Annotated in this window: 18 protein-coding genes; 10 read left to right on the top strand and 8 right to left on the bottom strand. The window is 65.2% G+C overall.

Annotation, left to right across the window (positions count from 1 at the left end):
- Positions 1-155: 155 nt before the first annotated feature.
- On the bottom strand, positions 156-2,030 hold the full coding sequence (locus WCE05_RS12350; RefSeq protein WP_225788022.1) for a methyl-accepting chemotaxis protein: 1,875 nt from the start codon (positions 2,028-2,030) through the stop codon (positions 156-158).
- 168 nt (positions 2,031-2,198) lie between these two features.
- On the opposite strand from WCE05_RS12350, the gene WCE05_RS12355 reads away from it, so the two are divergent.
- The gene (locus WCE05_RS12355) at positions 2,199-3,674 is read left to right on the top strand and encodes a helicase HerA-like domain-containing protein (RefSeq protein ID WP_368815994.1); all 1,476 of its coding nucleotides are present in this window, start codon (positions 2,199-2,201) and stop codon (positions 3,672-3,674) included.
- 118 nt (positions 3,675-3,792) lie between these two features.
- Here WCE05_RS12355 and WCE05_RS12360 read toward each other — a convergent pair whose 3' ends face one another.
- Positions 3,793-5,265 (bottom strand): inorganic phosphate transporter, encoded by a 1,473-nt coding sequence (locus WCE05_RS12360; RefSeq protein ID WP_253080365.1) that lies wholly within the window; start codon positions 5,263-5,265, stop codon positions 3,793-3,795.
- Between the two features lie 344 nt (positions 5,266-5,609).
- Positions 5,610-5,810, bottom strand: a complete 201-nt coding sequence (locus WCE05_RS12365) for a hypothetical protein (protein ID WP_225788025.1) — start codon at positions 5,808-5,810, stop codon at positions 5,610-5,612.
- A 563-nt stretch (positions 5,811-6,373) separates the two neighbouring features.
- Here WCE05_RS12365 and pcaR point away from each other — a divergent pair.
- The 9 genes from pcaR (at position 6,374) to pcaC (ending at position 15,980) form a co-directional block, all read left to right on the top strand.
- Positions 6,374-7,249, top strand: a complete 876-nt coding sequence (gene pcaR / locus WCE05_RS12370) for a pca regulon transcriptional regulator PcaR (protein ID WP_253091128.1) — start codon at positions 6,374-6,376, stop codon at positions 7,247-7,249.
- Between the two features lie 343 nt (positions 7,250-7,592).
- A complete protein-coding gene (locus WCE05_RS12375; RefSeq protein ID WP_225788027.1) occupies positions 7,593-8,939 on the top strand; it encodes an MFS transporter in 1,347 nt (448 codons plus the stop codon).
- Between the two features lie 181 nt (positions 8,940-9,120).
- Entirely contained in the window at positions 9,121-9,981 is an 861-nt protein-coding gene (locus tag WCE05_RS12380; RefSeq protein WP_225788028.1) for a CoA transferase subunit A, read from the top strand.
- Positions 9,978-10,757 carry a CoA-transferase subunit beta gene (locus tag WCE05_RS12385; RefSeq protein ID WP_253080366.1) on the top strand — a complete coding sequence of 260 codons (780 nt, stop codon included), beginning with the start codon at positions 9,978-9,980 and terminating at the stop codon, positions 10,755-10,757. The genes WCE05_RS12380 and WCE05_RS12385 overlap by 4 nt, the downstream gene beginning before the upstream one ends.
- The gene (pcaF, locus tag WCE05_RS12390; protein ID WP_225788186.1) at positions 10,754-11,959 is read left to right on the top strand and encodes a 3-oxoadipyl-CoA thiolase; all 1,206 of its coding nucleotides are present in this window, start codon (positions 10,754-10,756) and stop codon (positions 11,957-11,959) included. The genes WCE05_RS12385 and pcaF overlap by 4 nt, the downstream gene beginning before the upstream one ends.
- A 163-nt stretch (positions 11,960-12,122) precedes the next feature.
- Positions 12,123-13,412 (top strand): MFS family transporter, encoded by a 1,290-nt coding sequence (locus WCE05_RS12395; protein WP_368815995.1) that lies wholly within the window; start codon positions 12,123-12,125, stop codon positions 13,410-13,412.
- Positions 13,413-13,421: 9 nt separating this feature from the next.
- Positions 13,422-14,774, top strand: coding sequence for a 3-carboxy-cis,cis-muconate cycloisomerase (locus WCE05_RS12400; RefSeq protein WP_368815996.1), 1,353 nt, complete (start codon positions 13,422-13,424; stop codon positions 14,772-14,774).
- Positions 14,775-14,785: 11 nt separating this feature from the next.
- The gene (gene pcaD / locus WCE05_RS12405; protein ID WP_368815997.1) at positions 14,786-15,577 is read left to right on the top strand and encodes a 3-oxoadipate enol-lactonase; all 792 of its coding nucleotides are present in this window, start codon (positions 14,786-14,788) and stop codon (positions 15,575-15,577) included.
- A gap of 10 nt (positions 15,578-15,587) precedes the next feature.
- Positions 15,588-15,980 (top strand): 4-carboxymuconolactone decarboxylase, encoded by a 393-nt coding sequence (gene pcaC, locus WCE05_RS12410; RefSeq protein ID WP_225788033.1) that lies wholly within the window; start codon positions 15,588-15,590, stop codon positions 15,978-15,980.
- 33 nt (positions 15,981-16,013) lie between these two features.
- Here pcaC and WCE05_RS12415 read toward each other — a convergent pair whose 3' ends face one another.
- The 5 genes from WCE05_RS12415 to ttgB form a co-directional block, all read right to left on the bottom strand.
- On the bottom strand, positions 16,014-16,538 hold the full coding sequence (locus tag WCE05_RS12415; protein ID WP_225788034.1) for a DUF962 domain-containing protein: 525 nt from the start codon (positions 16,536-16,538) through the stop codon (positions 16,014-16,016).
- Between the two features lie 104 nt (positions 16,539-16,642).
- Positions 16,643-17,611 carry a LysR family transcriptional regulator gene (locus tag WCE05_RS12420; RefSeq protein ID WP_368815998.1) on the bottom strand — a complete coding sequence of 323 codons (969 nt, stop codon included), beginning with the start codon at positions 17,609-17,611 and terminating at the stop codon, positions 16,643-16,645.
- 207 nt (positions 17,612-17,818) lie between these two features.
- A complete protein-coding gene (locus WCE05_RS12425; protein WP_225788036.1) occupies positions 17,819-19,072 on the bottom strand; it encodes an OprD family porin in 1,254 nt (417 codons plus the stop codon).
- 291 nt (positions 19,073-19,363) lie between these two features.
- A complete protein-coding gene (locus WCE05_RS12430) occupies positions 19,364-20,818 on the bottom strand; it encodes an AdeC/AdeK/OprM family multidrug efflux complex outer membrane factor (protein ID WP_253080370.1) in 1,455 nt (484 codons plus the stop codon).
- A complete protein-coding gene (gene ttgB / locus WCE05_RS12435) occupies positions 20,815-23,967 on the bottom strand; it encodes a multidrug efflux RND transporter permease subunit TtgB (RefSeq protein WP_225788038.1) in 3,153 nt (1,050 codons plus the stop codon). The genes WCE05_RS12430 and ttgB overlap by 4 nt, the downstream gene beginning before the upstream one ends.
- Between the last annotated feature and the right edge of the window lies 1 nt (position 23,968).

The raw sequence follows: 23,968 nt of genomic DNA on the forward strand, positions 1-23,968 counted from the left end.
CTGTCATCCGGCCGCTATGGGCCGGCGATGACGCGCCTAAAGGTTGACCTTCCTGAAGGATAGTTTGTTCGATCGGGGGCGGCTGTGAGCAGCAAGCTTCAAGCGGCAAGAAAAAGCAGGAGTGCGCACACCCCTGCTTTTGTTTTTGCTTGCCGCTAGATCCTGAAGCTGCCGACCAGGTGCTTGAGGCGGGTGGCCTGCTGTTCGAGGTCGGCGCAGGCGCGCAGGGTGGCCTGCAGGTTCTCGACGCCTTCCTGGTTGAGCATGTTGATCTCGTTGATATCCATGTTGATCGAGTCGACCACGGCGGTCTGCTCCTCGGTGGCGGTGGCCACCGACTGGTTCATGCCGTCGATCTCGCCGATGCGCTGGGTCACGCTGCCCAGGCGCTCGCCGGCCTGGTTGGCGATCGCCATGCTGTCGTGGCTGTGGCGCTGGCTCTGGTCCATGGTCTCGACCGACTCGCGGGCACCGACCTGCAGCTCCTCGATCATGCTCTGCACCTGCTGCGCCGACTCCTGGGTGCGGTGGGCGAGGTTGCGCACCTCGTCGGCGACCACGGCGAAACCACGGCCGGCCTCGCCGGCACGTGCCGCCTCGATCGCCGCATTGAGCGCCAGCAGGTTGGTCTGCTGGGAAATGCTGGTGATCACCTCGAGGATCTGGCCGATATTCACCGTCTTGTTGTTGAGCGTCTCGATGTGGGCGCTGGAGGTGACGATCAGGTCCGACAGGCGGTTCATCGCTTCGATGTTGCGTTCCACCACCTGCTGGCCTTCCTCGGCCAGCAGGCGCGCCGAGGTGGCGTGTTGCGAGGCCTGGGCGGCGTTGCCGGCGATCTCCTGGGCCGCGGCGCCCAGCTCGTTGATGGCCGCGGCGACGCTGTTGGTGCGGTTGGACTGCTCGTCGGAATTGGCCATCGACGAGTTGGAGGCGCTGATCACCCGCAGGGCCACTTCGTTGACCTGCTCGGTGGCCGAGGACACTTCGCGGATCGAGCTGTGGATGCGTTCGACGAAGCGGTTGAAGGCACTGCCGAGGATGCCGAACTCGTCATGCTGGTGGATCTGCAGGCGCTTGGTCAGGTCGCCTTCGCCTTGGGCGATGTCTTCCATGGCCCGGGTCATGGCGTGCAGCGGTTGCATCAATACACGGATCAGCAGGCCGAGCAGGGCGATGATGATGACCACCGCGACCAGGGTAGCGATCACCGCCGAGGTGCGGAAGCTGCTGAGCATGGAGAAGGCCTTGTCCTTGTCCACCGACAGGCCGATGTACCAGTTGGCCGAAGGCAGGCCTTTGATCGGGGTGAAGGTCAGCAGGCGGTCCTGGCCGTCGGAGCGGACCTCGGTCAGGTCGTTGGAGAGTTTCGGCGTGTTCTGCGGGAACAGGTCCGACAGCGACTTCATCACCAGCGCCTTGTCCGGGTGGACCAGGATCTTGCCTTGGTCGTTGACCAGGAAGGCGTAGCCCATGCCGCCGAAGTCCAGCGAGTTGATGATCTCCACCAGGCCATCGAGGGTCAGGTCGCCTCCAACCACGCCGACGCTGCTGGACACCTTGCTGAGGATGCCGATGACCATCTTGTTGGTGGTCAGGTCGATGTAGGGTTCGGTGAGGATCGCGCCGCTGGCGTTCATGCCGTCCTTGTACCAGGGGCGTACGCGCGGGTCGTAGCCGTCGGGCATCGGCGCGTCGGGACGCACGCTGAAGCCGCCGTCGACCTTGCCCAGGTAGACCGTGAGGAAGCTTGAGATCAGGGCATTCTGGCCCATCAGGGTTTCGGCGTTGGCGGGATCCTGGGCAATGTTCTGGGCCAGGTTCTCCACCAGCTTGATACGGCCTTCGAAGAGGTTGCGGATGTTGGTCGAGGTGGACTCGCCCATTTCAGCCAGATAGTTCTCCAGGTCCTCGCGAATCGCATTACGCTGGAGGTAATCGTTGTAAAGGGTGAACAGGCTGAACGCGAGTATCACGATCAGCGAGGCCGCCAAGAGGATCTTGTGGCTGAAGCGAAGGCTTTTGTTCATGGCGTATCGGGTCCGCTAAGGTTTTATCGGGTCGTTCGCACGAAGGCAGCTTGGAAAACAGTGCAACAATCACCGGGGTCCTTTTCGGGTTGTTCCTGTCTTTCAGGGGGAAATCACGATGGGATATCGGCCGATAGGCGGCAAAGCTTGAGGAGAGGTAGAAAGAAGATGTCAGATTCTTCGCAAATAGTTGTAGGAGCAGGCCCGGACGGCCAGCCTGTGGGCCAGCCCATGCGCCTGGCCAACCGCCATGGCCTGGTGGCCGGTGCCACCGGTACAGGCAAGACGGTGACCCTGCAGCACCTGGCCGAGATCTTCAGCGATGCCGGTGTGGCGGTGTTCGCCGCCGACGTCAAGGGTGACCTGTGTGGCCTCGGTGCCGCCGGCACGCCACAGGGCAAGGTGGCCGAGCGCATCGCCGGGATGCCCTGGCTGGCGCATCGCCCGCAGGCTTATCCGGTCACCTTGTGGGATATCGCCGGCGAGTCCGGTCATCCGTTGCGCACCACGCTCAGCGAAATGGGCCCGCTGTTACTGGGCAATTTGCTCGAGTTGAGCGACAGCCAGCAGGCCGCGCTGTATGCCGCCTTCAAGGTGGCCGACCGCGAGGGCCTGCTGTTGCTGGACCTGAAGGACCTCAAGGCCTTGCTGGCGCACCTGAAGGACAACCCCCAATTGCTGGGCGAAGACAGCGCACTGATGACCAGCGCTTCCACCCAGGCCTTGCTGCGCCGCTTGGCGACCCTGGAGCAGCAGGGCGCCGAGGCGCTGTTCGGCGAGCCGGCCCTACAACTGGAAGACCTGTTGCGTCCGGACAGCGACGGCCGTGGGCGCATCCACCTGCTCGATGCCAGCCGCCTGGTGCACGAGGCGCCGAAGGTGTATGCCACGTTCCTGCTGTGGTTGCTGGCGGAGCTGTTCGAACAGTTGCCCGAGCGGGGCGATGCCGACAAGCCGGTGCTGGCGCTGTTCTTCGACGAGGCGCACCTGCTGTTCAACGACACCCCCAAGGCATTGCAAGACCGCCTCGAGCAGGTCGTGCGGCTGATTCGTTCCAAGGGGGTAGGCGTGTACTTCGTCACCCAGTCGCCGGGCGACCTGCCGGATGCGGTATTGGCGCAGTTGGGCTTGCGCATCCAGCATGGCCTGCGCGCCTTCACCGCCAAGGAGCAGAAGTCGCTCCGGGCCGTGGCCGATGGTTTCCGCCCCAATCCGGCGTTCGATACCTTGAGCGTGTTGACCGAACTCGGTATCGGCGAGGCGCTGGTGGGCACCTTGCAGGACAAGGGAACGCCGGAACAGGTCCAGCGGGTACTGGTGGCGCCGCCGCAGTCGCGAATCGGGCCATTGAGCGCGGCCGAACGCAGTGCCTTGGTCGCCGCCTCGCCGTTGGCCGGGCGTTACGACAAGCCGATCGATCGCGAGTCGGCCTATGAAATGCTCATGGCACGCAAGGGCGAACCGGTGGAGCCGGTGCCGCAGCCCAAGGCTGACGAGGACAGTTTCGCCGACAAGGCGGGAGAGTTTTTGCAAAGCGCGGCGAGGCAGGCGATCAAGTCGGCGGTGCGGCAGGCGGCCAACCAGCTGGGCAGGCAATTGGTGCGGGGGCTGATGGGGTCGCTGCTGGGGGGCAAGCGACGTTGAGCTAACCCCCCATCGCCGGCTTGCCGGCGATGGGGGGCGAAGCCGCCCCAAATGACAACTGAAAGTCTTAACTGACCGGCATTGCCCTTGGGGCGCTTTTCCTGCAACAGCGATCGGTTCAGCTGATCGACTTCGACGCCAGCCAGAACAAGCCCGCGGCCAGGCCCATGGAGGCCGGCAGGGTCAGTACCCAGGCCAGCAGGATGGTCTTCACCGTGCCGCCTTGCAGGCCGCTCTTGTTGGCTACCATGGTACCGGCCACGCCCGAGGACAGTACGTGGGTGGTCGATACCGGCAGGCTGAACACGTTGGCCATGCCGATGGCGCAAGCGGCGGTGATCTGTGCCGACATGCCCTGGGCATAGGTCATGCCCTGCTTGCCGATCTTCTCGCCGACGGTCAGTACCACGCGCTTCCAACCCACCATGGTACCCAGGCCCAGCGCCAGGGCGACGGCCACGATCACCCAGAACGGGGCATATTCGGTGGTGGCGGTCAGGTCCTTGCGCAGCTTGTCCAGGTCGGCCTTTTCACGGGCATCCAGGCCAGGCAGCTTGCCGACCTTCTTCGCCGTGTCGTCCAGGCAGAGCAGGTAGCGACGTACCTCGACACGCTTCTCCGCGCTCAGGGCACGGTAGTCGGTCACGCCTGCCAGCGACGATTGCAGGGCGGTAATGGTCGGTTCGGTCTGCTGCGGGTTGCAGCTGAACTGCTCTGGCAGGTCGCTCGGGATGGCCTTGCCCAGTGCCAGGTACTCGCCCAGGGTGGCGGCATTGCGCTGGTAGAACTGGCTCAGGTGCAGGGTGGCATCGCGGGTACGCTCGATCTGGTAGGTGGTGCTGTTCAGGTCGAGGACGAATTTCGCCGGGACGATACCGATCAGCACCAACATGATCAGGCCGATACCTTTCTGGCCGTCGTTGGAGCCGTGCACGAAGCTCACGCCCATGGCCGAGATCACCAGGACCAGGCGGTTCCAGAAGGGCGGGTGCTTCTTGTCGTCGAGCTTGCGGCGCTGCTCCGGGGTCTTGTGCATCTTCGACAGCGGGCGCCACCACTTCAGGCCGATCAGCACCAGGGCCGCCACGGCGAAGCCGGCCATGGGCGAGACCACCAGCGACAGGGCGATGTCGATCGCCTTCTGCCAGTTGACGCCGTCGCCCAGCGGGATCTCGTTGATCAGGGCGTTGGCCAGGCCCACGCCGAGGATCGAGCCGATCAGGGTATGGGAGCTGGACGCGGGGATGCCGAAATACCAGGTGCCCAGGTTCCAGGTGATGGCCGCGGCCAGCAAGGAGAAGACCATGGCCAGGCCGTGCCCGGTGTTCACATTGATCAGCAGCTCGACCGGTAGCAGGTGGACGATGGCATAGGCCACCCCGACACCGCCCAGCAGAACCCCGAGAAAGTTGAACACGCCGGAGAAGAATACGGCCAGGTGTGGTGGCATGGCTTTGGTATAGATGACGGTGGCTACCGCGTTGGCGGTGTCATGAAAGCCATTGATGAACTCGAATGCGAGCACGAAGGTCAGGGCGAGCAGCAGGCTCACCAGCACCCAGGCATCCAATCCGCTGAATAAATCGATCATGAAGGTTTTCTGGCGGTCTTAGGGGGGCGCGATTATGCCAGAAAACCTTGGCAATCGATGCACCTGCGACTGACCGATGGCGTCTTCGAAGCAGAGGGCGAAGTGGGCGAGGAGGGGCGCCAACAAAGGTTAGCGGCGCTTAATGTGCTTGAAAGTCGTTGAAAATCATCGAAAAAGTGAAAATTTGGCGAGCGGGGAAAAAATCAAACGTCCGTATGAAATTTGTGTAATTCCATTTCATCCATGGCGTTACGGTAAAGATCGGCCTGCACCAGAGGCAGGAGGCCGCTGGTGCCGAGGCCGAGTGCGAGCTGGCCAATACAGGCCACTGGAACGGGAAGGGCTCAGGACTGCTCGCTGCGCAGTTCCTTTTCCATTTTTTCCAGTTCCTGGGCAAAGACCTGGTCTTGGACGGTGGCGCGCTTGCGCCACGGTTTGCGTTCCGGTTCCGGTTGCGCGGCATAGGTGGTGACTTCACCACCGTAGACTTCTTGGTAACGTTCAGCCTGGCGCTCGAGTTCCGCGCGCAGTTCTTCTTTCGTCACAGTAATACCCGACTATGTTGACGTTTTTGCCCTGGCCACGTCATGCGAAGTTACGCATGCGGCTGCGTCGCCAGAGCGAACAGGCTGTTGCAGCGACAGTATCCATGCGGTGCATGACTCGTAAAATGGAAATAGGCCTTGAGCCTTGCACCTGGCTTGCTGGCGGTAACTCGATGGGGCGACGGGGTGGGCCGCGCCGAATGATCGGACCGGGCCAGCGGATTCGATTATAGCAATCGGCAAGTCAATGGCTACCGTTCTTTATCGATAACGGGCAAACAGTTGGAAGTTGCTCTTGTGACCGTCGGCATGTTCCGTTTCTGCCTCATGAAGTTGGAGGCGCAGGTTTGCCGAAAGTTCGTTCGAAATAGAAGGGGAATGAAAAACGGCCTCGCGGGTAGCGAGGCCGTGCCTGGGGACTTCTACGGTGGGTACCTGACCAGTCTCTCCAAAGAAGCCACATGTGGCAGGAGAAAGGTATAAGCAAAAGTGTCAGCGGTCAATTGCGATTATCGGCCGTTGGTTCGATAATCGCACGAACGACGGATTTTTTGAGGTTAGCCATGAGCGAAGACACCCAGGCCACGGATCGCGAAAACCAGGAACCTGCGCGCCCCACCACCCCCGCGTTGGCCCCGCCGATCGTGGCGTCGCCGGCCAAGCGTATCCAGGCGTTCACTGGCGACCCGGACTTCATGACCTCCCTGGCCCGGGGCCTGGCGGTCATCCAGGCGTTCCAGGAGCGCAAGCGCCACCTGACCATCGCCCAGATCAGCCATCGCACCGAGATCCCCCGGGCGGCGGTACGTCGGTGCCTGCATACATTGATCAAGCTGGGCTATGCCACCACTGACGGGCGGACCTACTCGCTGTTGCCCAAGGTGCTGACCCTCGGCCACGCCTATCTGTCGTCCACGCCCCTGGCGGTGTCTGCGCAGCCGTACCTGGACCGTATCAGCGATCAATTGCACGAAGCGGCCAACATGGCGACCCTCGAGGGGGACGACATTCTCTACATTGCCCGTTCGGCCACGGTGGAGCGGTTGATCTCGGTCGATTTGTCGGTGGGGGGGCGTCTGCCGGCCTACTGCACGTCCATGGGACGGATCCTGCTGGCCGCGCTGGACGACGCCAGCCTGCGGGAATACCTGGAGCGTGCCGACCTCAAGGCCCGTACCAGCCGCACCCTGCATGACCCCGACTCGCTGTTCGCCTGCATCCAGCAGGTACGCGCCCAGGGCTGGTGCGTGGTCGATCAGGAACTGGAGCAGGGCTTGCGTTCGATCGCCGTACCGATCTACGACGCCTCGGGGCAGGTGCTGGCTGCACTCAATGTCAGCACCCACGTCGGCCGGGTCAGCCGCAGTGAACTGGAGCAGCGCTTCCTGCCGATCCTGTTGGCGGCTAGCCGCGACCTGTGCCATCAGCTTTTTGGTTGATAGGCAGTGTTGAAGCATCTGGGGCTGCAGAGCAGCCCCATGGGTAACGCATTCCGAACAGATCCCCGTGTTTCCTGTTCGATAAACGCACAGTCTCGCCTCCAGCGAATTGCGCAGGCCCCAGGCGCTGATTAATGTCTCTCGCAGCGGTCGGCCCTGCCGACCGGACAATAACAACACCCGAGGCGCATCCATGACCACTGCCCCCTCGCTGCCGCGGCCGCACCCGCTTGCAGCATGGCCATCTTCCGGCTGATCGCCAGCCGTTCCACGTCCCATCGCCGTTCCCTGCGCCGTTCTCGCGTGCAGTGGCCTGCCTGCGCCCATTTTCCGGACAAGAACAATGAACAACCCGCAAACCGCTGTCGGAAATTGCCTCGACGTCCAGTCGTTCATCAACGGCCAGCCACTGTCCCGCTACCAGTGGCGGGTAGTGATCCTGTGTTTCCTGATCGTTTTCCTCGATGGCCTGGACACCGCTGCCATGGGCTTCATCGCCCCGGCCCTGTCCCAGGAATGGGGGATCGACCGCGCCAGCCTGGGCCCGGTGATGAGCGCCGCGCTGATCGGCATGGTATTCGGCGCCCTGGGTTCCGGGCCGTTGGCCGACCGCTTCGGGCGCAAGGGCGTGCTGGTGGGGGCGGTACTGGTTTTCGGCGGCTTCAGCTTGGCCTCGGCCTACGCCAGCAATGTCGACCAACTGCTGGTGCTGCGCTTCCTGACCGGCCTGGGGCTGGGCGCCGGCATGCCCAATGCCACCACGCTGCTGTCCGAATACACCCCTGAGCGGCTCAAGTCGCTGCTGGTGACCAGCATGTTCTGCGGTTTCAACCTGGGGATGGCCGGTGGGGGCTTCATTTCCGCCAAGCTGATCCCAGCCTATGGGTGGCACAGCCTGCTGGTGATCGGTGGCGTGCTGCCGTTGCTGCTGGCCCTGGTGCTAATGGCCTGGCTGCCGGAGTCGGCGCGCTTTTTGGTGGTACGCAACCGGGGCAATGACCGGGTACGCAAGACCCTGGCGCCTATCGCGCCAGGCGTGGTGGCCCAGGCTGCCAGTTTCAGCGTGCCGGAGCAGAAGGTGGTGGCGGCGCGCAATGTCTTTGCGGTGATCTTCTCCGGTAGCTATGGCCTGGGCACCGTGCTGCTGTGGTTGACCTACTTCATGGGCCTGGTGATCGTCTACCTGCTGACCAGCTGGCTGCCGACCCTGATGCGCGACAGCGGCGCCAGCCTGGAGCAGGCGGCGTTCATCGGGGCGCTGTTCCAGTTCGGCGGGGTACTCAGCGCGGTGGCGGTGGGCTGGGCCATGGACCGCTTCGACCCGCACAAGGTCATCGGCATCTTCTACTTGCTGGCCGGGGTGTTCGCCTACGCGGTGGGGCAGAGCCTGGGCAACATCACCTTGCTTGCCACCCTGGTGCTGATCGCCGGTATGTGCGTGAACGGTGCGCAATCGGCCATGCCATCGCTGGCGGCGCGGTTCTACCCGACCCAAGGGCGAGCCACCGGGGTGTCCTGGATGCTCGGCATCGGCCGTTTCGGCGCGATCCTGGGGGCCTGGAGCGGTGCGACGCTGCTGGGGTTGGGATGGAATTTCGAGCAGGTGCTGACGGCGCTGCTGGTACCGGCGGCGCTGGCGACGGTGGGGGTGATCGTGAAAGGGAGGGTGAGTCACGCTGACGCGACCTGATTTCAGGGGCATCAGCCATCAGCTATCCGCGCCCTACGGGCTTCTGTCGATCGCGCGAATACTAAATAGTAGAGCAACAAATTGTTCGATAATCGAACGAAAGTGCGATTATCGGATTGTAAGCGACCCGCCAGCCTCCTTAATCTGAGCTCAACGTAGCACCCTGACCAGGAGTCTCCACATGGCTGCAATCCTCCCGCTTCACGACGCCGTGAAGCAATTCATCCAGGATGGCGATACCGTCGCCCTCGAAGGCTTCACCCACCTGATCCCGACCGCCGCCGGTCACGAGATCATTCGCCAGGGCAAGCGGGAGTTGACCCTGGTGCGCATGACCCCGGACCTGATCTACGATCAGCTGATCGGTGCCGGTTGCGCCCGCAAGTTGATCTTCTCCTGGGGCGGCAACCCAGGTGTCGGCTCGCTGCACCGCCTGCGCGATGCGGTGGAGAAACACTGGCCCCACGCGATCGAGATCGAGGAGCACAGTCACGCCGACCTGGCCAACGCCTACGTCGCCGGTGCCTCGGGCCTGCCGTTCGCAGTGCTGCGCGCCTACGCCGGCTCCGACCTGCCGAAGGTCAACCCCCTGATCAAGAGCGTCACCTGCCCGTTCACCGGCGAAGTGCTCGCCGCCGTGCCGTCGGTACGGCCAGACGTCACCGTGATCCACGCGCAGAAGGCCGACCGCAAGGGCAACGTGCTGCTGTGGGGCATCCTGGGCGTGCAGAAGGAAGCTGCTCTTGCAGCCAAGCGCTGCATCGTCACCGTCGAGGAGATCGTCGACGACCTGCAGGCGCCGATGAACGCCTGCGTCCTGCCGACCTGGGCGATCAGCGCGGTCTGCCTGGTGCCCGGTGGCGCCCATCCGTCCTACGCCCATGGCTACTACGAGCGCGACAACCGCTTCTACCAGGCCTGGGACCCGATCGCCCGCAACCGTGAGTCGTTCACCGCCTGGATCGATACCTACATCCGTGGCACCGCCGACTTCAACGAATTCAAGGCCAAGCTGGCCAGCACCGCGGAGGCTGCGCAATGAGCTATTCCACTTCCGAAATGATGACCGTCGCCGCTGCCCGTCGCCTGCGCAACGGCGCTGTCTGCTTCGTCGGCATCGGCCTGCCGTCCAAGGCCGCCAACCTGGCGCGCCTGACCTCGTCGCCGGATGTGGTGTTGATCTACGAATCCGGCCCGATCGGCGCCAAGCCTAGTGTGCTGCCGCTGTCCATTGGCGATGGCGAGCTGGCCGAGACCGCCGACACCGTGGTACCCACCGGCGAGATCTTCCGCTACTGGCTGCAGGGCGGGCGTATCGATGTCGGTTTCCTCGGCGCGGCCCAGGTCGACCGCTTCGGCAACATCAACACCACGGTGGTCGGTGACTACCACGCACCGAAGACCCGCCTGCCGGGCGCCGGCGGTGCGCCGGAGATCGCCGGTTCCGCCAAGCAGGTGCTGATCATCCTCAAGCAGTCGCAGCGGGCCTTCGTCGACAAGCTGGACTTCATCACCTCGGTCGGCCACGGCGAGGGCGGCGATTCGCGCAAGCGCCTGGGCCTGCCGGGTGACGGCCCGGTCGGCATCATCACCGACCTGTGCATCATGGAGCCGGAAGCCGGTACCCACGAGTTCGTGGTCACTTCGATCCACCCGGGTGTGACCCGCGAGCAGATCGTCGCCGCCACCGGCTGGCCGATCCGTTTCGCCGAGAACGTGCAGACCACCGCCGAACCTTCCGAGGTCGAGCTGTCGGCCCTGCGTGACCTGGAAGCCCGTACCGCCGCCGCCCACGGCCAGAAGGCAGGAGAAGCCTGATGCGCGACGTCTTCATCTGCGATGCCATTCGCACCCCCATCGGCCGCTTCGGCGGCGCCCTGGCCGGCGTGCGCGCCGACGACCTGGCCGCAGTGCCGCTCAAGGCGCTGGTCGAACGCAACCCGCAGGTCGATTGGTCGCAGCTCGACGAAGTATTCCTCGGCTGCGCCAACCAGGCTGGCGAGGACAACCGCAACGTGGCACGCATGGCCCTGCTGCTGGCCGGGCTGCCGCAGAGCGTCCCGGGCGTGACCCTCAATCGTTTGTGCGCCTCGGGCATGGATGCCGTCGGCACCGCCTTTCGCGCCATCGCCAGCGGCGAGATGGAGCTGGCCATCGCGGGCGGCGTCGAGTCGATGTCGCGGGCGCCGTTCGTCATGGGCAAGGCCGAGAATGCCTGGTCGCGCAACATGAAGCTCGAGGACACCACCATCGGCTGGCGCTTCGTCAACCCACTGATGAAGGCCCAGTACGGCGTGGATGCCATGCCCGAGACCGCCGACAACGTGGCCGATGACTACCAGGTGTCCCGTGCCGACCAGGACGCCTTCGCCCTGCGCAGCCAGCAGAAGGCCGCCGCGGCCCAGGCGGCGGGCTTCTTCGCCGAAGAGATCGTCCCGGTGCGTATCGTCCACCGCAAGGGCGAGACCGTCGTCGAGCAGGACGAGCACCTGCGCCCGGAAACCACCCTGGAAGCCCTGGCCAGGCTCAAGCCGGTCAACGGCCCGGACAAGACCGTCACCGCCGGCAATGCCTCGGGTGTCAACGACGGTGCCGCCGCGCTGATCCTGGCCTGCGCCGAGGCGGTGAAACAGCATGGGCTGACCCCGCGCGCGCGGGTGCTGGGCATGGCCAGTGGTGGCGTGGCGCCTCGGGTGATGGGCATCGGCCCGGTGCCGGCGGTGCGCAAGCTGACCGAGCGTCTTGGCCTGGCGGTGTCGGACTTCGATGTCATCGAACTCAACGAAGCCTTCGCCAGCCAGGGCCTGGCGGTGCTGCGCGAGCTGGGCGTGGCGGACGACGCGCCGCAGGTCAACCCCAATGGCGGCGCCATCGCCCTCGGCCACCCGCTGGGCATGAGCGGCGCCCGGCTGGTGCTGACGGCGCTGCATCAACTGGAGAAGAGCGGCGGGCGCAAGGGCCTGGCGACCATGTGCGTGGGCGTTGGCCAAGGGCTGGCGCTGGCCATCGAGCGGGTCTGACCGCGTGGTGTCGGGCCCGCTCCGATACCTGTCTGGGAGCTGCAAGGCAGCCCCCAGATTCAGCGCTCTGCCAGGCCCCACGGGTACTGCCTAGGTGATAGCGGAACGAGAGTGTTACTAAGTGTGTCTAGACTAGGCAGTGACCCTCCAGGAGTGAAACGCCATGACCTCAGCCTATTACACCGGCGAAGAGCGCAGTAAGCGGATCTTCGCCATCGTCGGTGCCTCTTCGGGCAACCTGGTGGAATGGTTCGACTTCTATGTCTACGCCTTCTGCGCGATCTACTTCGCCCCGGCCTTCTTCCCCTCCGACGACCCCACCGTGCAACTGCTCAATACCGCCGGCGTGTTCGCCGCCGGGTTCCTGATGCGGCCCATCGGTGGCTGGATCTTCGGCCGCCTGGCCGACCGCCACGGGCGCAAGAATTCGTTGATGATCTCGGTGCTGATGATGTGCGCCGGTTCGCTGCTCATCGCTTGCCTGCCGACCTACGCCAGCATCGGTACCTGGGCGCCGGCCCTGCTGCTGTTCGCGCGGCTGGTGCAGGGGCTGTCGGTGGGGGGCGAGTATGGCACCACCGCGACCTACATGAGCGAGGTGGCCTTGCGCGGGCAGCGCGGTTTCTTCGCCTCGTTCCAGTACGTGACCCTGATCGGTGGCCAGTTGCTGGCGGTGCTGGTGGTGGTGATCCTGCAGCAAATGCTCAGCGAGGACGAACTGCGTGCCTGGGGTTGGCGCATTCCCTTCGTGGTCGGCGCCGTCGCCGCGCTGATCTCGCTGATGCTGCGCCGTTCGCTGAAGGAAACCAGCAGCGCCGAAACCCGACAGGACAAGGACGCCGGGTCCATCGGCGGGCTGTTTCGCAACCACGCCGCGGCCTTCGTCACGGTGCTCGGCTACACGGCCGGTGGTTCGCTGATCTTCTACACCTTCACCACCTACATGCAGAAGTACCTGGTCAATACGGCCGGCATGCATGCCAAGAATGCCAGCTTCGTGATGACCGGTGCGCTGTTCCTGTACATGTGCATGCAGCCCTTCTTCGGCATGCTCTCCGACCGTATCGGCCGGCGTAATTCCATGCTGCTGTTCGGCGCCCTGGGTACGTTGTTCACCGTGCCGCTGCTGATGGCGCTGAAGACCGTGACCAGCCCGATCATGGCCTTCGTGCTGGTGACCCTGGCGTTGTGCATCGTCAGTTTCTATACCTCCATCAGCGGCCTGGTGAAGGCCGAGATGTTCCCGCCGCAGGTGCGTGCCCTGGGAGTGGGGCTGGCTTATGCCGTGGCCAACGCAGTGTTCGGCGGCTCGGCCGAATATGTGGCCCTGGGCTTGAAAACCCTGGGCATGGAGAACACCTTCTACTGGTACGTGACGGCCATGATGGCCCTGGCCTTCCTGTTCAGCCTGCGCCTGCCGAAGCAGGCGGCGTACCTGCACCACGATCATTGAGGACGCTTCATGAGCAACCAGCTGTTCGACGCCTACTTCACCGCGCCGGCCATGCGCGAGATCTTCTCCGACCGTGGCCGCCTGCAGGGCATGCTCGACTTCGAGGCAGCCCTGGCCCGCGCCGAAGCGGCCGTCGGGCTGGTGCCGCACAGCGCGGTGGCGGCCATCGAGGCCGCCTGCCAGGCGGAGCGCTACGACCCTCGTGCCCTGGCCGAGGCCATCGCCATCGCCGGCAACTCGGCGATCCCGCTGGTCAAGGCGTTGGGCAAGGTGGTCGCCAGTGGCGTGCCCGAGGCCGAGCGCTACGTGCACCTGGGGGCCACCAGCCAGGACGCCATGGACACGGGGCTGGTCCTGCAACTGCGTAACGCCCTGGCATTGATCGAAGCGGACCTGGCCAGGCTGGCCGACAGCCTGGCCCGCCAGGCCCTGCAGCACGCCGACACGCCGTTGGTGGGGCGCACCTGGTTGCAGCATGCCACGCCAGTGACCCTGGGCATGAAGCTGGCCGGCATGCTGGGGGCGGTGACCCGTCATCGCCAACGCCTGCAGGCGCTGCGCCCGCGCTTGCTGTGCCTGCAGTTCGGCGGTGCTTCCGGCACGCTCGCGGCATTGGGCAGCAAGGCCTTGCCGGTAGCCGAGGCATTGGCCGGGCAACTGGCGCTGGCCCTGCCCGAGCAGCCCTGGCACACCCAGCGTGACCGCCTGGTGGAGTTCGCCACGGTGCTGGGGATGGTCGCCGGCAGCCTGGGCAAGTTCGGCCGTGACGTCAGCCTCTTGATGCAGACCGAGGCGGGGGAGCTGTTCGAGCCGGCGGCACCGGGCAAGGGCGGTTCCTCGACCATGCCGCACAAGCGCAACCCGGTGGGGGCGGCGGTGCTGATCGGTGCCGCCACCCGTGTGCCGGGCCTCGTCGCCACCTTGCTGACGGCCATGCCCCAGGAGCACGAGCGCAGCCTGGGCCTGTGGCATGCCGAGTGGGAAACCCTGCCGGAAATCTGCTGCCTGGTCTCCGGCGCCCTGCACCAGGCCCAGTCGATCGTCGAGGGCATGGAGGTGGATGCCGCGCGCATGCGCCGCAACCTCGACCTTACCCAGGGCCTGGTGCTGGCCGAGGCGGTTAGCATCGTCCTGGCCCAACGCCTGGGGCGCGACCATGCCCATCACTTGCTGGAACAATGCTGCCAGCGTGCCGTGGCCGAACAGCGCCACCTGCGCGCCGTGCTCGGCGACGATGCGCAGGTCACTGCGCAGTTGTCTGCCGAAGAGCTCGACCGTTTGCTCGACCCTGCCCATTACCTCGGCCAGGCCCGCGTCTGGGTGGCACGCGCCGTGGCTGAACACCAACGTTTCACTGCCTGAAGGAGACCGCTGTGGCGCATTTGCAACTGGCCGATGGCGTACTGCATTACCAACTCGACGGCCCGGCGCATGCCCCGGTGCTGGTGTTGTCCAACTCGCTGGGGACCGACCTGCACATGTGGGATACCCAGATCCCGGCCTGGAGCGAGCATTTTCGCGTGTTGCGCTACGACACCCGTGGCCATGGCGGTTCGCTGGTGACCGAGGGGCCGTACAGCATCGAGCAACTGGGGCGCGACGTGTTGGCCCTGCTCGATGCTCTGGACATCCACAAGGCGCATTTCGTCGGGCTGTCGATGGGCGGGCTGATCGGCCAGTGGCTGGGCATCAACGCCGGCAGCCGCCTGCTGAGCATGACCCTGTGCAATACCGCCGCGAGGATCGCCAACGACGAGGTGTGGAACACCCGTATCGACACCGTGCTCAAGGGCGGGCACCAGGCCATGGTCGACCTGCGCGATGCCTCCATCGCCCGTTGGTTCACGCCCGGTTTCGCCCAGGCCGAGCCGGAGCAGGCCCAGCGCATCTGCCACATGCTGGCGCAGACCGCCCCCGAAGGCTACGCGGCCAACTGCGCCGCGGTGCGTGATGCCGACTATCGCGAGCAACTGAACCGTATCCAGGTACCGACCCTGGTCGTTGCCGGTACCGAGGACGTGGTCACCACGCCAGAGCATGGCCGTTTCATGCAGGCGGGGATCCTCGGCGCCGAGTATGCCGAGTTCCCGGCCGCGCACCTGTCCAACGTCGAGATCGGCGCGCCGTTCAGTCGCCGTGTGCTCGACTTCCTGCTGGCTCGCTGAGGATCGCGGCATGGACGAGAAACAACGCTACGAAGCCGGCATGCAGGTGCGCCGTGCCGTGCTTGGCGATGCCCACGTGGACCGCAGCCTGGAGAAGCTCAACGACTTCAACGGCGAGTTCCAGGAGATGATCACCCGCCACGCCTGGGGCGATATCTGGACCCGCCCGGGCCTGGCGCGGCATACCCGCAGCCTGATCACCATCGCCATGCTGATCGGCATGAACCGCAACGAGGAACTCAAGTTGCACCTGCGTGCCGCGGCCAACAATGGCGTGACCCGGGACGAGATCAAGGAAGTGATCATGCAGAGCGCGATCTACTGCGGGATACCGGCGGCCAACGCGACCTTCCACCTGGCCGAGTCGGTGTGGGATGAGCTAGGGGTCGAATCGCGGGCCTGATCCAGGATCCAGGGGGCTGCCTTGCAGCCCCAGTCACACGGCGGCTTTCTTCTGACGCACCGCCACCGGCCCGGCATTGGCCTCCACGGCCCGCTTGAGTGCCGGGCACAATCCCAGCATGAACGCCAACTCCGCCACCACGAACAGCGGCCCGATGATCAGCCCGCTGACATCGTCGACGAACGCCGGCTTGCGACCTTCGTAATAGTGCCCGACGAACTGGATGATCCAGCCCACCACGAACGCGCCCAGCCCGGCGCTTAGCCACAGCCCGGTAGCCTGCACCGCCAGCGCCTGCCCGGCCCACAGGCACAGCCCTAGCAGCGCGCCCATGACCAACCCGAAGCGCAGGTCCAGGCGCAGGTAGAACCATACCGACGCCGCGGCCACCAGCAATGCCGGGGAGAGCCAGACACCGGCCAGTGCCCAGCCGGGCCGTGACAGGAGGATCGTCACCGCCAGCACGATCAGCGGGATGCCGACGAAATGGGTGGCGATGTTGCGTGGGTCGCGGTGATAGGCCGCGTATTGGCTCAGGTGATCGACGAGGCTTTTCATTGTCGTTCCTCCTTGGCGCCCTGGCAGGAGCGCGACGAATCGTTATGCATGAGCATAGCGCGAGGCCTGGCCTCCCGGAACTGTGCGGCGTTGATGCGCAGGCATCAGCGCGGCGAATGATCGTGGCGCGGCTGCCGGTTGCCCTGGCGAGCGGAACTGCCTGTCGAGGAGGACTGGGCGTCGAGCTGGAGCAGGGTCTCGATCATCGCACGTGCCGCCGGCGACAGGCGATAGCCGCTGCGGCTGACCACCCCGCAGCTCACGCTCAATACCTCCAGCCCCGGTGGCAGGTTGCGCCAGTGCAGGCGCACCAGGCGCCCAGTGGCCAGGTCTTCGGCCACCGCCTCCTCGCTGGCGCTGCCGATGGCATCGCTGGCCAGCACCACGCTGCGCAGCACCGCCAGGTGCTCGGTCTGCAGGTGCGGGGTGAAGTCGTTACGCCCGCTGAGGTTGGCCAGGCGCTTGCGCACGCCAGGCACGAGCAGGGCGCTGGCCAGCGGGTAAGCGAACAGGTCGTTGGTCGACAGGCTGTCCTTGGCCAGCAGTGGGTGCCCAGGGCGGCAGAAAAACAGGCCGGGGCGGGGCGTGAGCGGTTCGGTGTGGAAGTTCGGGTCGGCCTCGAACGGGCGGATGTCGTCGACGAAGAACTCGATCTGCTCGCGGCGCAGGGCCTGGCCCAGGCGTTCGGCGTTGTCCACCAGCAGCGCGGTGCGGATCCCGGGATGCGCCGCGATGAAGTGCTGCAGGGCCTCGGGCACCAGGCGCACGGCCAGGGCCGGGCCGCTGCCGAAGTGCAGCTCGCCGGCGTCGAGCTTGGTCATCTGCAGCACCTCGTTGCTCAACTGCGCTGCGCCCTGCACCAGGCGCCGGGCGTGCTGCAGGACCACCTGGCCTTCGGGCGTGGGCTGCAGGTTCTTGCTGCCACGGTCCACCAGTGCGCAACCCAGCACCTGCTCCAGGCCCTGGATGGCGCGGCTGAAGGCCGGCTGGGTGATGCCCATGGCATCGGCGGCACGGACGAAGCTGCGGTATTCGGTGAGGGCAATGAAGTAGCGCAGCTGGCGGAGGTCCATGGTGAGGCTCTACGGCGGGTGGTCAGGGTTCGTTTTTAGCCTTGGCTTTATATAGCGTCAACATATTGCTTGGCTGTTTATTATTCGTTTTTGCTATTTGCATAGAAACCCGTTCGCGGGCAAGCCCCACAGGGCCTTGCAGGCATACCTTCGATGCTGGTCAGCCAAGCGGATTGGGGCTGCAAAGCAGCCCTGATTGCTCCGATATCACAACAGCCCAAGCGGATAGCTGACGATCAGCCGGTTCTCGTCGAAGGCGTTGCTGCTGAAGTCGCGTCGCATGGTGGAGTTGCGCCATTTCAGCGACAGGTCCTTGAAGGGGCCGGCCTGTATGACGTAGGCCAGTTCCGTCTCCCGTGCCCATTCCTTGCCGTCGCTGATGCCGCCGATGTGTACGTTGTCGCCCTTGATGTAGCGATTCATCAAGGTCAGGCCGGGGAGACCGAGGGTGACGAAGTTGAAATCGTGGCGCAGCTGCCAGGAGCGTTCCTTGGCATTGTCGAAGCTCGAGTTGTAGCTGTCGTTGGCCAGGGTGCCGCCGCTGGTGCCGTTGACCCGCAGCCAGGCGTCATCGCCGCTGACCTTCTGCAAGCCCAGGTACAGGGTGTGCCCGCCATGGCGGGCCGAGAGCATGGCCGAGGCGGTACGGTTGTCCAGCGCACCGGCGCGTTCGGCGCCGTCTTCGCTGCCGATGAAGTAGCCGAGGTTGGCGCCCAGGGTCCAGTCACCCAGGGGCTGGCTGTGCACCAGGTTGATGTATTGCTGGCGGTAGATGTCCTTGAGCCGGGCGTCCCACAGGCCGACCAGGGTGCGCTTGTCGTTGAACGTGTACTCGCCGCCGGCGAAGTCGAAGCGGTCGGAGGTGAAGGCGGCGCGACCGTTGAGCGACATGTCTTCCATGCTGGCATCGTTGCGCGGGCTGTTGCCACGGAACTGGCCGGCGTACAGGGTCAGGCCGTCGATTTCCCGGGACGTGAGTTGGCCGCCACGGAAGGTCTGCGGCAGTGAGCGGCCGTCATCGGCACGCAGGATCGGCAGCACCGGCATCCACTCGCCGATCTTCAGTTCGGTCTGCGACAGCTTGGCCTTGAAGGCAACGCCCAGGCGGCCGAAATCGTCGGCCGGGCGGCCGTCGTCATGCACCGGCAGCAGATGGGTGCCGGCGGTGCCCCTGCCGCCATCGAGCTTGACCGAGTACAGCCCCAGCACATCGACACCGAAGCCGAGGGTGCCCTGGGTGAAGCCGGAGCGGGCGTCGAGGATGAAGCTCTGGGTCCATTCCTCGGCCTTGCCCTGGGGATTGGCCGGGTCGACGAAGTTGCGGTTGAGGTAGAAATTGCGCAGGTTGAGCGTCGCCGTGGCGTCTTCCAGGAAACCGCTTTCGGCGGCCAGGGCGGGCAGGGCGCAGGAGATAGCCAATAGGCCGGGCAACAACTGGCGTGCGGGTTGCAAAGTGCTCATCGGTGGTGGATCTCTTGTTTTTATCTGGGCGAGCCGGTGCACTGCGGTGCGGGTCGCAGGTTCGGCGCTGGTTCTTGATGAACTTGTGCAACGTTGCCTGGGCGATGGTGCGGGGCGGGGAGGGGCGAGGCAATTCGCTGCAAGCGGAAAGGGGCGATTATCGAACGAAATGTTCGGGCTGGTTAATTTTCGCCGTTCACCTTGGCCCTATCGTCGGCAAAGCAGCTCCAAGGTGTCATTTGACACAAAAAAGCCCACCGCAAGGGTGGGCTCGATGTCGCTGCTGGACGATCAGCCTTTGGGCGTATCCACCGAGGCCTGCTGGTTGGCCTGGCCGGTGCGCTCGTACCAGCCGCCGCCGAGGGCCTTGTACAGGTTGACCTCGCTGACCAGTTGCGAGAGCCGGTCGCTGATCAGCGCCTGCTGGGCGCTGAACAGGTTGCGCTGGGCGTCGAGGAAGGTCAGGTTGCTGTCGATGCCGATGCGGTAGCGGCGCTCGGCCAGGCGGTAGTAGTCCTGGTTGGCCGATACCAGGTCGCGCTGCGCCTGCAGCTGCTCCTCGAAGGTCTTGCGTGCGGCCAGGCCATCGGAGACTTCCTGGAAGGCGGTCTGGATGGTCTTTTCGTACTTGGCGACGTTGATGTCCTTCTGGATCTTCGAGTAGTCCAGGCTCGCCTTCAGGCTGCCGGCGGTGAAGATCGGCAGGTTGATCTGCGGCTGGAACAGCCAGGTGCCGGAGCCGCCCTTGAACAGCCCGTCCATGTCCGGGCTCAGGGTGCCGGCATTGGCGGTCAGGCTGATGCTCGGGAAGAACGCCGCGCGGGCCGCGCCGATATTGGCGTTGGCCGCCTTGAGCAGGTGCTCGGCTTCCTGGATGTCCGGGCGGCGCTGCAGCAGGTCCGACGGCAGGCCGGCGGGGATCTTGGCCAGTTGGTCGGCGTCGAGCTTGAGCGGTGCCGGCAGGTCGGCCGGCACGCCGGTGCCCAGCAGCACGGTCAGGCTGTTGAGGTCCTGGGCGACCAGGCGTTGGTACTGCGACAGCTTGACCCGCGCGCCTTCCACGGCGGTGCGTGCCTGGCTCAGGTCGAGCGCGGAGGCCACGCCGACCTCGTTGCTGCGGCGGGTCAGGTTGTAGCTTTCCTCGTAGGTCTTGAGGGTTTCCTCGGTCAGCTTGAGCAGGGCCTGGTCGGCCTGCCAGGTGTAGTAGGCGTTGGCCACGCTGGCCACCAGGCTGATCTGCGTGGAGCGGCGTGCCTGCTCGCTGGACAGGTAGGTTTCCAGGGCCTGCTGGGTCAGGCTGCGCACCCGGCCGAACAGGTCCAGCTCATAGGCGCTGACACCGAGGGTGGCCGAATACTGGCTGGTGATGCCCGATTCGCCAGTCTGCGACATGTTCGCCGGAACCCGCTGGCGGCTGCCGCTGCCATTGGCCGAGACCGCCGGGAACAGGTCGGCCCGCTGGATGCGGTACTGCGCCCGGTAGGCGTCGATGTTCAGCGCCGCGACACGCAGGTCGCGGTTGTTCACCAGGGCGGTCTGGATCAGCTGCTGCAGCGCCGGGTCGTGGAAGAACTGGCGCCAGCCCTGTTCGGCGGCGGCCACCTCGGCCGACTCGGTCGGCGAGTACGCAGGGCCTTGCGGCCACTGCGCGGCCACCGGCGATTCCGGGGCCTGGTAGTCGGGGATCAGCGAGCAACCGCCGAGGATGAAGGCGGTTACCGCCAGGGACAGCAAGGACTTGGTCATTGCCCAGCCTCATAACGTGGAGTTTCAGGGGTGGCGTCGGCCTCCGGCTTCTTGCTGCCGAACAGCGACGACACGGCGACGAAGAACAGCGGTACCCAGAAGATGGCCAGCACGGTCGCACTGGTCATGCCGCCGATCACCCCGGTGCCGATGGCGTGCTGGCTGCCCGAGCCCGCGCCGCTGGCGATGGTCAACGGTACCACGCCGAGGATGAACGCCAGCGAGGTCATGATGATCGGGCGCAGACGCATGCGGCAGGCCTCGATGGTCGCGTCGTACAGGCTGTTGCCCTGCTCGTGCAGCTCCTTGGCGAACTCGACGATCAGGATCGCGTTCTTCGCCGCCAGGCCAATGGTGGTCAGCAGGCCGACCAGGAAGTACACGTCGTTGGACAGCCCGCGCATGCTGGTGGCGATCAGCGCACCGATGATACCCAGGGGCACCACCAGGACCACGGCGATCGGGATCGACCAGCTTTCGTACAGCGCTGCCAGGCAGAGGAACACGAACAGGACCGAGAGGGCGAACAGCGCCGGCATCTGCGAGCCGGAGAGTTTTTCCTCGTAGGACATGCCGGTCCAGGAGTAGCCGATGCCCGAGGGCAGTTCGCCCGCGATGCGCTCGACCTCGGCCATGGCCTCACCGGTACTGTAGCCTGGGGCCGGGGCACCGAGGATCTCGACCGCCTCGACGCCGTTGTAGCGCGACAGCTTCGGCGAGCCGTAGGTCCATTGGCCGCTGGCGAAGGCGGAGAACGGCACCATCTCGCCATTGCCGTTGCGCACGTACCACTTCTGCAGGTCTTCCGGGCTCATCCGGGCGCTCGACTCGCCCTGGATGTACACCTTCTTGACCCGGCCGCGGTCGATGAAGTCGTTGACGTAGCTGCCGCCGAGGGCGATCGACAGGGTGTTGTTGATGTCGGCGATGGTCACGCCCAAGGCACTGGCGCGCTCGTCGTCGACGGTCAGCAGGTACTGCGGCTCGTCGTTCAGGCCGTTGGGGCGTACCGCGGTGAGGATCTTGCTCTGCGCGGCCTTGGCGAGGAACTCGTTGCGCGCTTCCATGAGCTTCTCGTGGCCGACGCCGGCGCGGTCCTGGAGGAACACGTCGAAGCCGGTGGCGTTACCCAGTTCGAGTACCGCCGGCGGGGCGAAGGCGAACACCATCGCATCGCGGAAGCTGAAGAAGTGCTGTTGGGCGCGGGTGGCCAGGTTGAACACGCTGTTTTCCGCCGAGCGCTCGTCCCAGGGCTTGAGCATGATGAACGCCATGCCCGAGCTCTGGCCACGGCCGGCGAAGTTGAAGCCGGTCACGGTGAACACCGACGACACGGTGTCGGCTTCGTCCGTGAGCAGGTATTCACGCATCTGGTCGACCACCACCTGGGTACGTTCGGCGCTGGAGCCGGCCGGGGTCTGTACCTGGGCGAACAGTACGCCCTGGTCTTCTTCCGGGAGGAACGCGGTGGGGATGCGCATGAACAACCAGATCATGCCGACGACGATCAGCGCATAGGCCAGCAGGAACGGCACCTTGTTGCGCAGGATGGTGCCCACGCTGCGTTCGTAGCCGCGCACGCTGCGGTCGAAGTTGCGGTTGAACCAGCCGAAGAAGCCGCGCTTGGCCACATGGTGCTCGCCCTTGGGGATGGCCTTGAGCATGGTGGCGCACAGCGCCGGGGTGAAGATCAGCGCCACCAGCACCGACAGGCCCATGGCCGAGACGATGGTGATGGAGAACTGCCGGTAGATCACGCCGGTGGAGCCGCCGAAGAACGCCATCGGCAGCAGTACCGCCGAGAGCACCAGGGCGATACCGACCAGCGCGCCCTGGATCTGCCCCATGGAGCGTTTGGTCGCCTCCTTCGGCGGCAGGCCTTCCTCGGCCATCACCCGCTCGACGTTCTCCACCACGACGATGGCGTCGTCCACCAGCAGGCCGATGGCCAGGATCATGGCGAACATGGTCAGGGTGTTGATGTTGAAGCCGGCCGCGGCAAGGATGCCGAAGGTGCCCAGCAATACCACCGGTACGGTCATGGTGGTGATGATGGTGGCGCGGAAGTTCTGCAGGAACAGGTACATCACCAGGAACACCAGCACCACGGCCTCGACCAGGGTGTGGATCACGCCGCTGATCGATTCGGTGACCACTGGGGTGGTGTCGTACGGGAACACGGCCTTCACCCCTGGCGGGAAGAAGGGCTCGAGGTCGCTGATGGTCTGGCGCAGCGCCTTGGCGGTTTCCAGGGCGTTGGCGCCGGTGGCCAGCTTGACCGCCAGGCCCGACGCCGGCATGCCGTTGTACTGGGCGCTGATGGCGTAGTTCTCGCCACCCAGGCCGACCTTGGCGACATCGCCCAGGCGCACCTGGGAGCCGTCGCGGTTGACCTTGAGCAGGATCTTCTCGAACTGCTCGGCGGTCTGCAGGCGGGTCTTGCCGATGATGGTGGCGTTGAGCTGGGTACCCGGCATGGCCGGCAGGCCGCCGAGCTGGCCGGAGGACACCTGCACGTTCTGCGCGGCGACGGCGGTGCGCACGTCCACCGGGGTCAGCTGGTACTTGTTCAGCTTGGCCGGGTCGAGCCAGATACGCATGGCGTACTGGGCACCGAACACCTGGAAGTCACCCACGCCGGCGGTCCGCGAGATCGGGTCCTGCATGTTGGAGACGATGTAGTTGGCCAGGTCGTCCTTGGTCATGCTGCCGTCTTCGGACACCAGGCCGATCACCAGCAGGAAGTTCTTCACTGCCTTGGTCACGCGGATACCTTGCTGCTGCACTTCCTGCGGCAGCAGCGGGGTGGCCAGGTTCAGCTTGTTCTGTACCTGGACCTGCGCGGTGTCGGGGTTGGTACCCTGCTCGAAGGTGGCGGTGATGGTCATGCTGCCGTCGGAGTTGCTCTCCGAGGACACATAACGCAAGTTGTCGATACCGTTGAGCTGCTGCTCGATCACCTGCACCACGGTGTCCTGCACGGTCTGCGCCGAGGCGCCCGGGTAGGTCACGGCGATGGCGATGGCCGGCGGCGCGATGTTGGGATACTGGCTGATCGGCAGGCGCAGGATCGACAACGCGCCCACCAGCATGATCACCAATGCGATCACCCAGGCGAAGATCGGGCGATCGATAAAGAACTTCGACATG

This window comes from Pseudomonas sp. I2, from assembly GCF_040984075.1.
GTDB classification, from domain to species: Bacteria; Pseudomonadota; Gammaproteobacteria; order Pseudomonadales; family Pseudomonadaceae; genus Aquipseudomonas; species Aquipseudomonas guariconensis_B.

What these genes read in the sequence shown, in the direction of transcription:
- WCE05_RS12350 (WP_225788022.1), bottom strand. Translation starts at nt 2,030, where the DNA reads ATGAACAAAAGCCTTCGCTTCAGCCACAAGATCCTCTTGGCGGCCTCG.
- WCE05_RS12355 (WP_368815994.1), top strand. Translation starts at nt 2,199, where the DNA reads ATGTCAGATTCTTCGCAAATAGTTGTAGGAGCAGGCCCGGACGGCCAG.
- WCE05_RS12360 (WP_253080365.1), bottom strand. Translation starts at nt 5,265, where the DNA reads ATGATCGATTTATTCAGCGGATTGGATGCCTGGGTGCTGGTGAGCCTG.
- pcaR (WP_253091128.1), top strand. Translation starts at nt 6,374, where the DNA reads ATGAGCGAAGACACCCAGGCCACGGATCGCGAAAACCAGGAACCTGCG.
- WCE05_RS12375 (WP_225788027.1), top strand. Translation starts at nt 7,593, where the DNA reads ATGAACAACCCGCAAACCGCTGTCGGAAATTGCCTCGACGTCCAGTCG.
- WCE05_RS12380 (WP_225788028.1), top strand. Translation starts at nt 9,121, where the DNA reads ATGGCTGCAATCCTCCCGCTTCACGACGCCGTGAAGCAATTCATCCAG.
- WCE05_RS12385 (WP_253080366.1), top strand. Translation starts at nt 9,978, where the DNA reads ATGAGCTATTCCACTTCCGAAATGATGACCGTCGCCGCTGCCCGTCGC.
- WCE05_RS12395 (WP_368815995.1), top strand. Translation starts at nt 12,123, where the DNA reads ATGACCTCAGCCTATTACACCGGCGAAGAGCGCAGTAAGCGGATCTTC.
- WCE05_RS12400 (WP_368815996.1), top strand. Translation starts at nt 13,422, where the DNA reads ATGAGCAACCAGCTGTTCGACGCCTACTTCACCGCGCCGGCCATGCGC.
- pcaC (WP_225788033.1), top strand. Translation starts at nt 15,588, where the DNA reads ATGGACGAGAAACAACGCTACGAAGCCGGCATGCAGGTGCGCCGTGCC.
- WCE05_RS12415 (WP_225788034.1), bottom strand. Translation starts at nt 16,538, where the DNA reads ATGAAAAGCCTCGTCGATCACCTGAGCCAATACGCGGCCTATCACCGC.
- WCE05_RS12420 (WP_368815998.1), bottom strand. Translation starts at nt 17,611, where the DNA reads ATGGACCTCCGCCAGCTGCGCTACTTCATTGCCCTCACCGAATACCGC.
- WCE05_RS12425 (WP_225788036.1), bottom strand. Translation starts at nt 19,072, where the DNA reads ATGAGCACTTTGCAACCCGCACGCCAGTTGTTGCCCGGCCTATTGGCT.
- WCE05_RS12430 (WP_253080370.1), bottom strand. Translation starts at nt 20,818, where the DNA reads ATGACCAAGTCCTTGCTGTCCCTGGCGGTAACCGCCTTCATCCTCGGC.
- ttgB (WP_225788038.1), bottom strand. Translation starts at nt 23,967, where the DNA reads ATGTCGAAGTTCTTTATCGATCGCCCGATCTTCGCCTGGGTGATCGCA.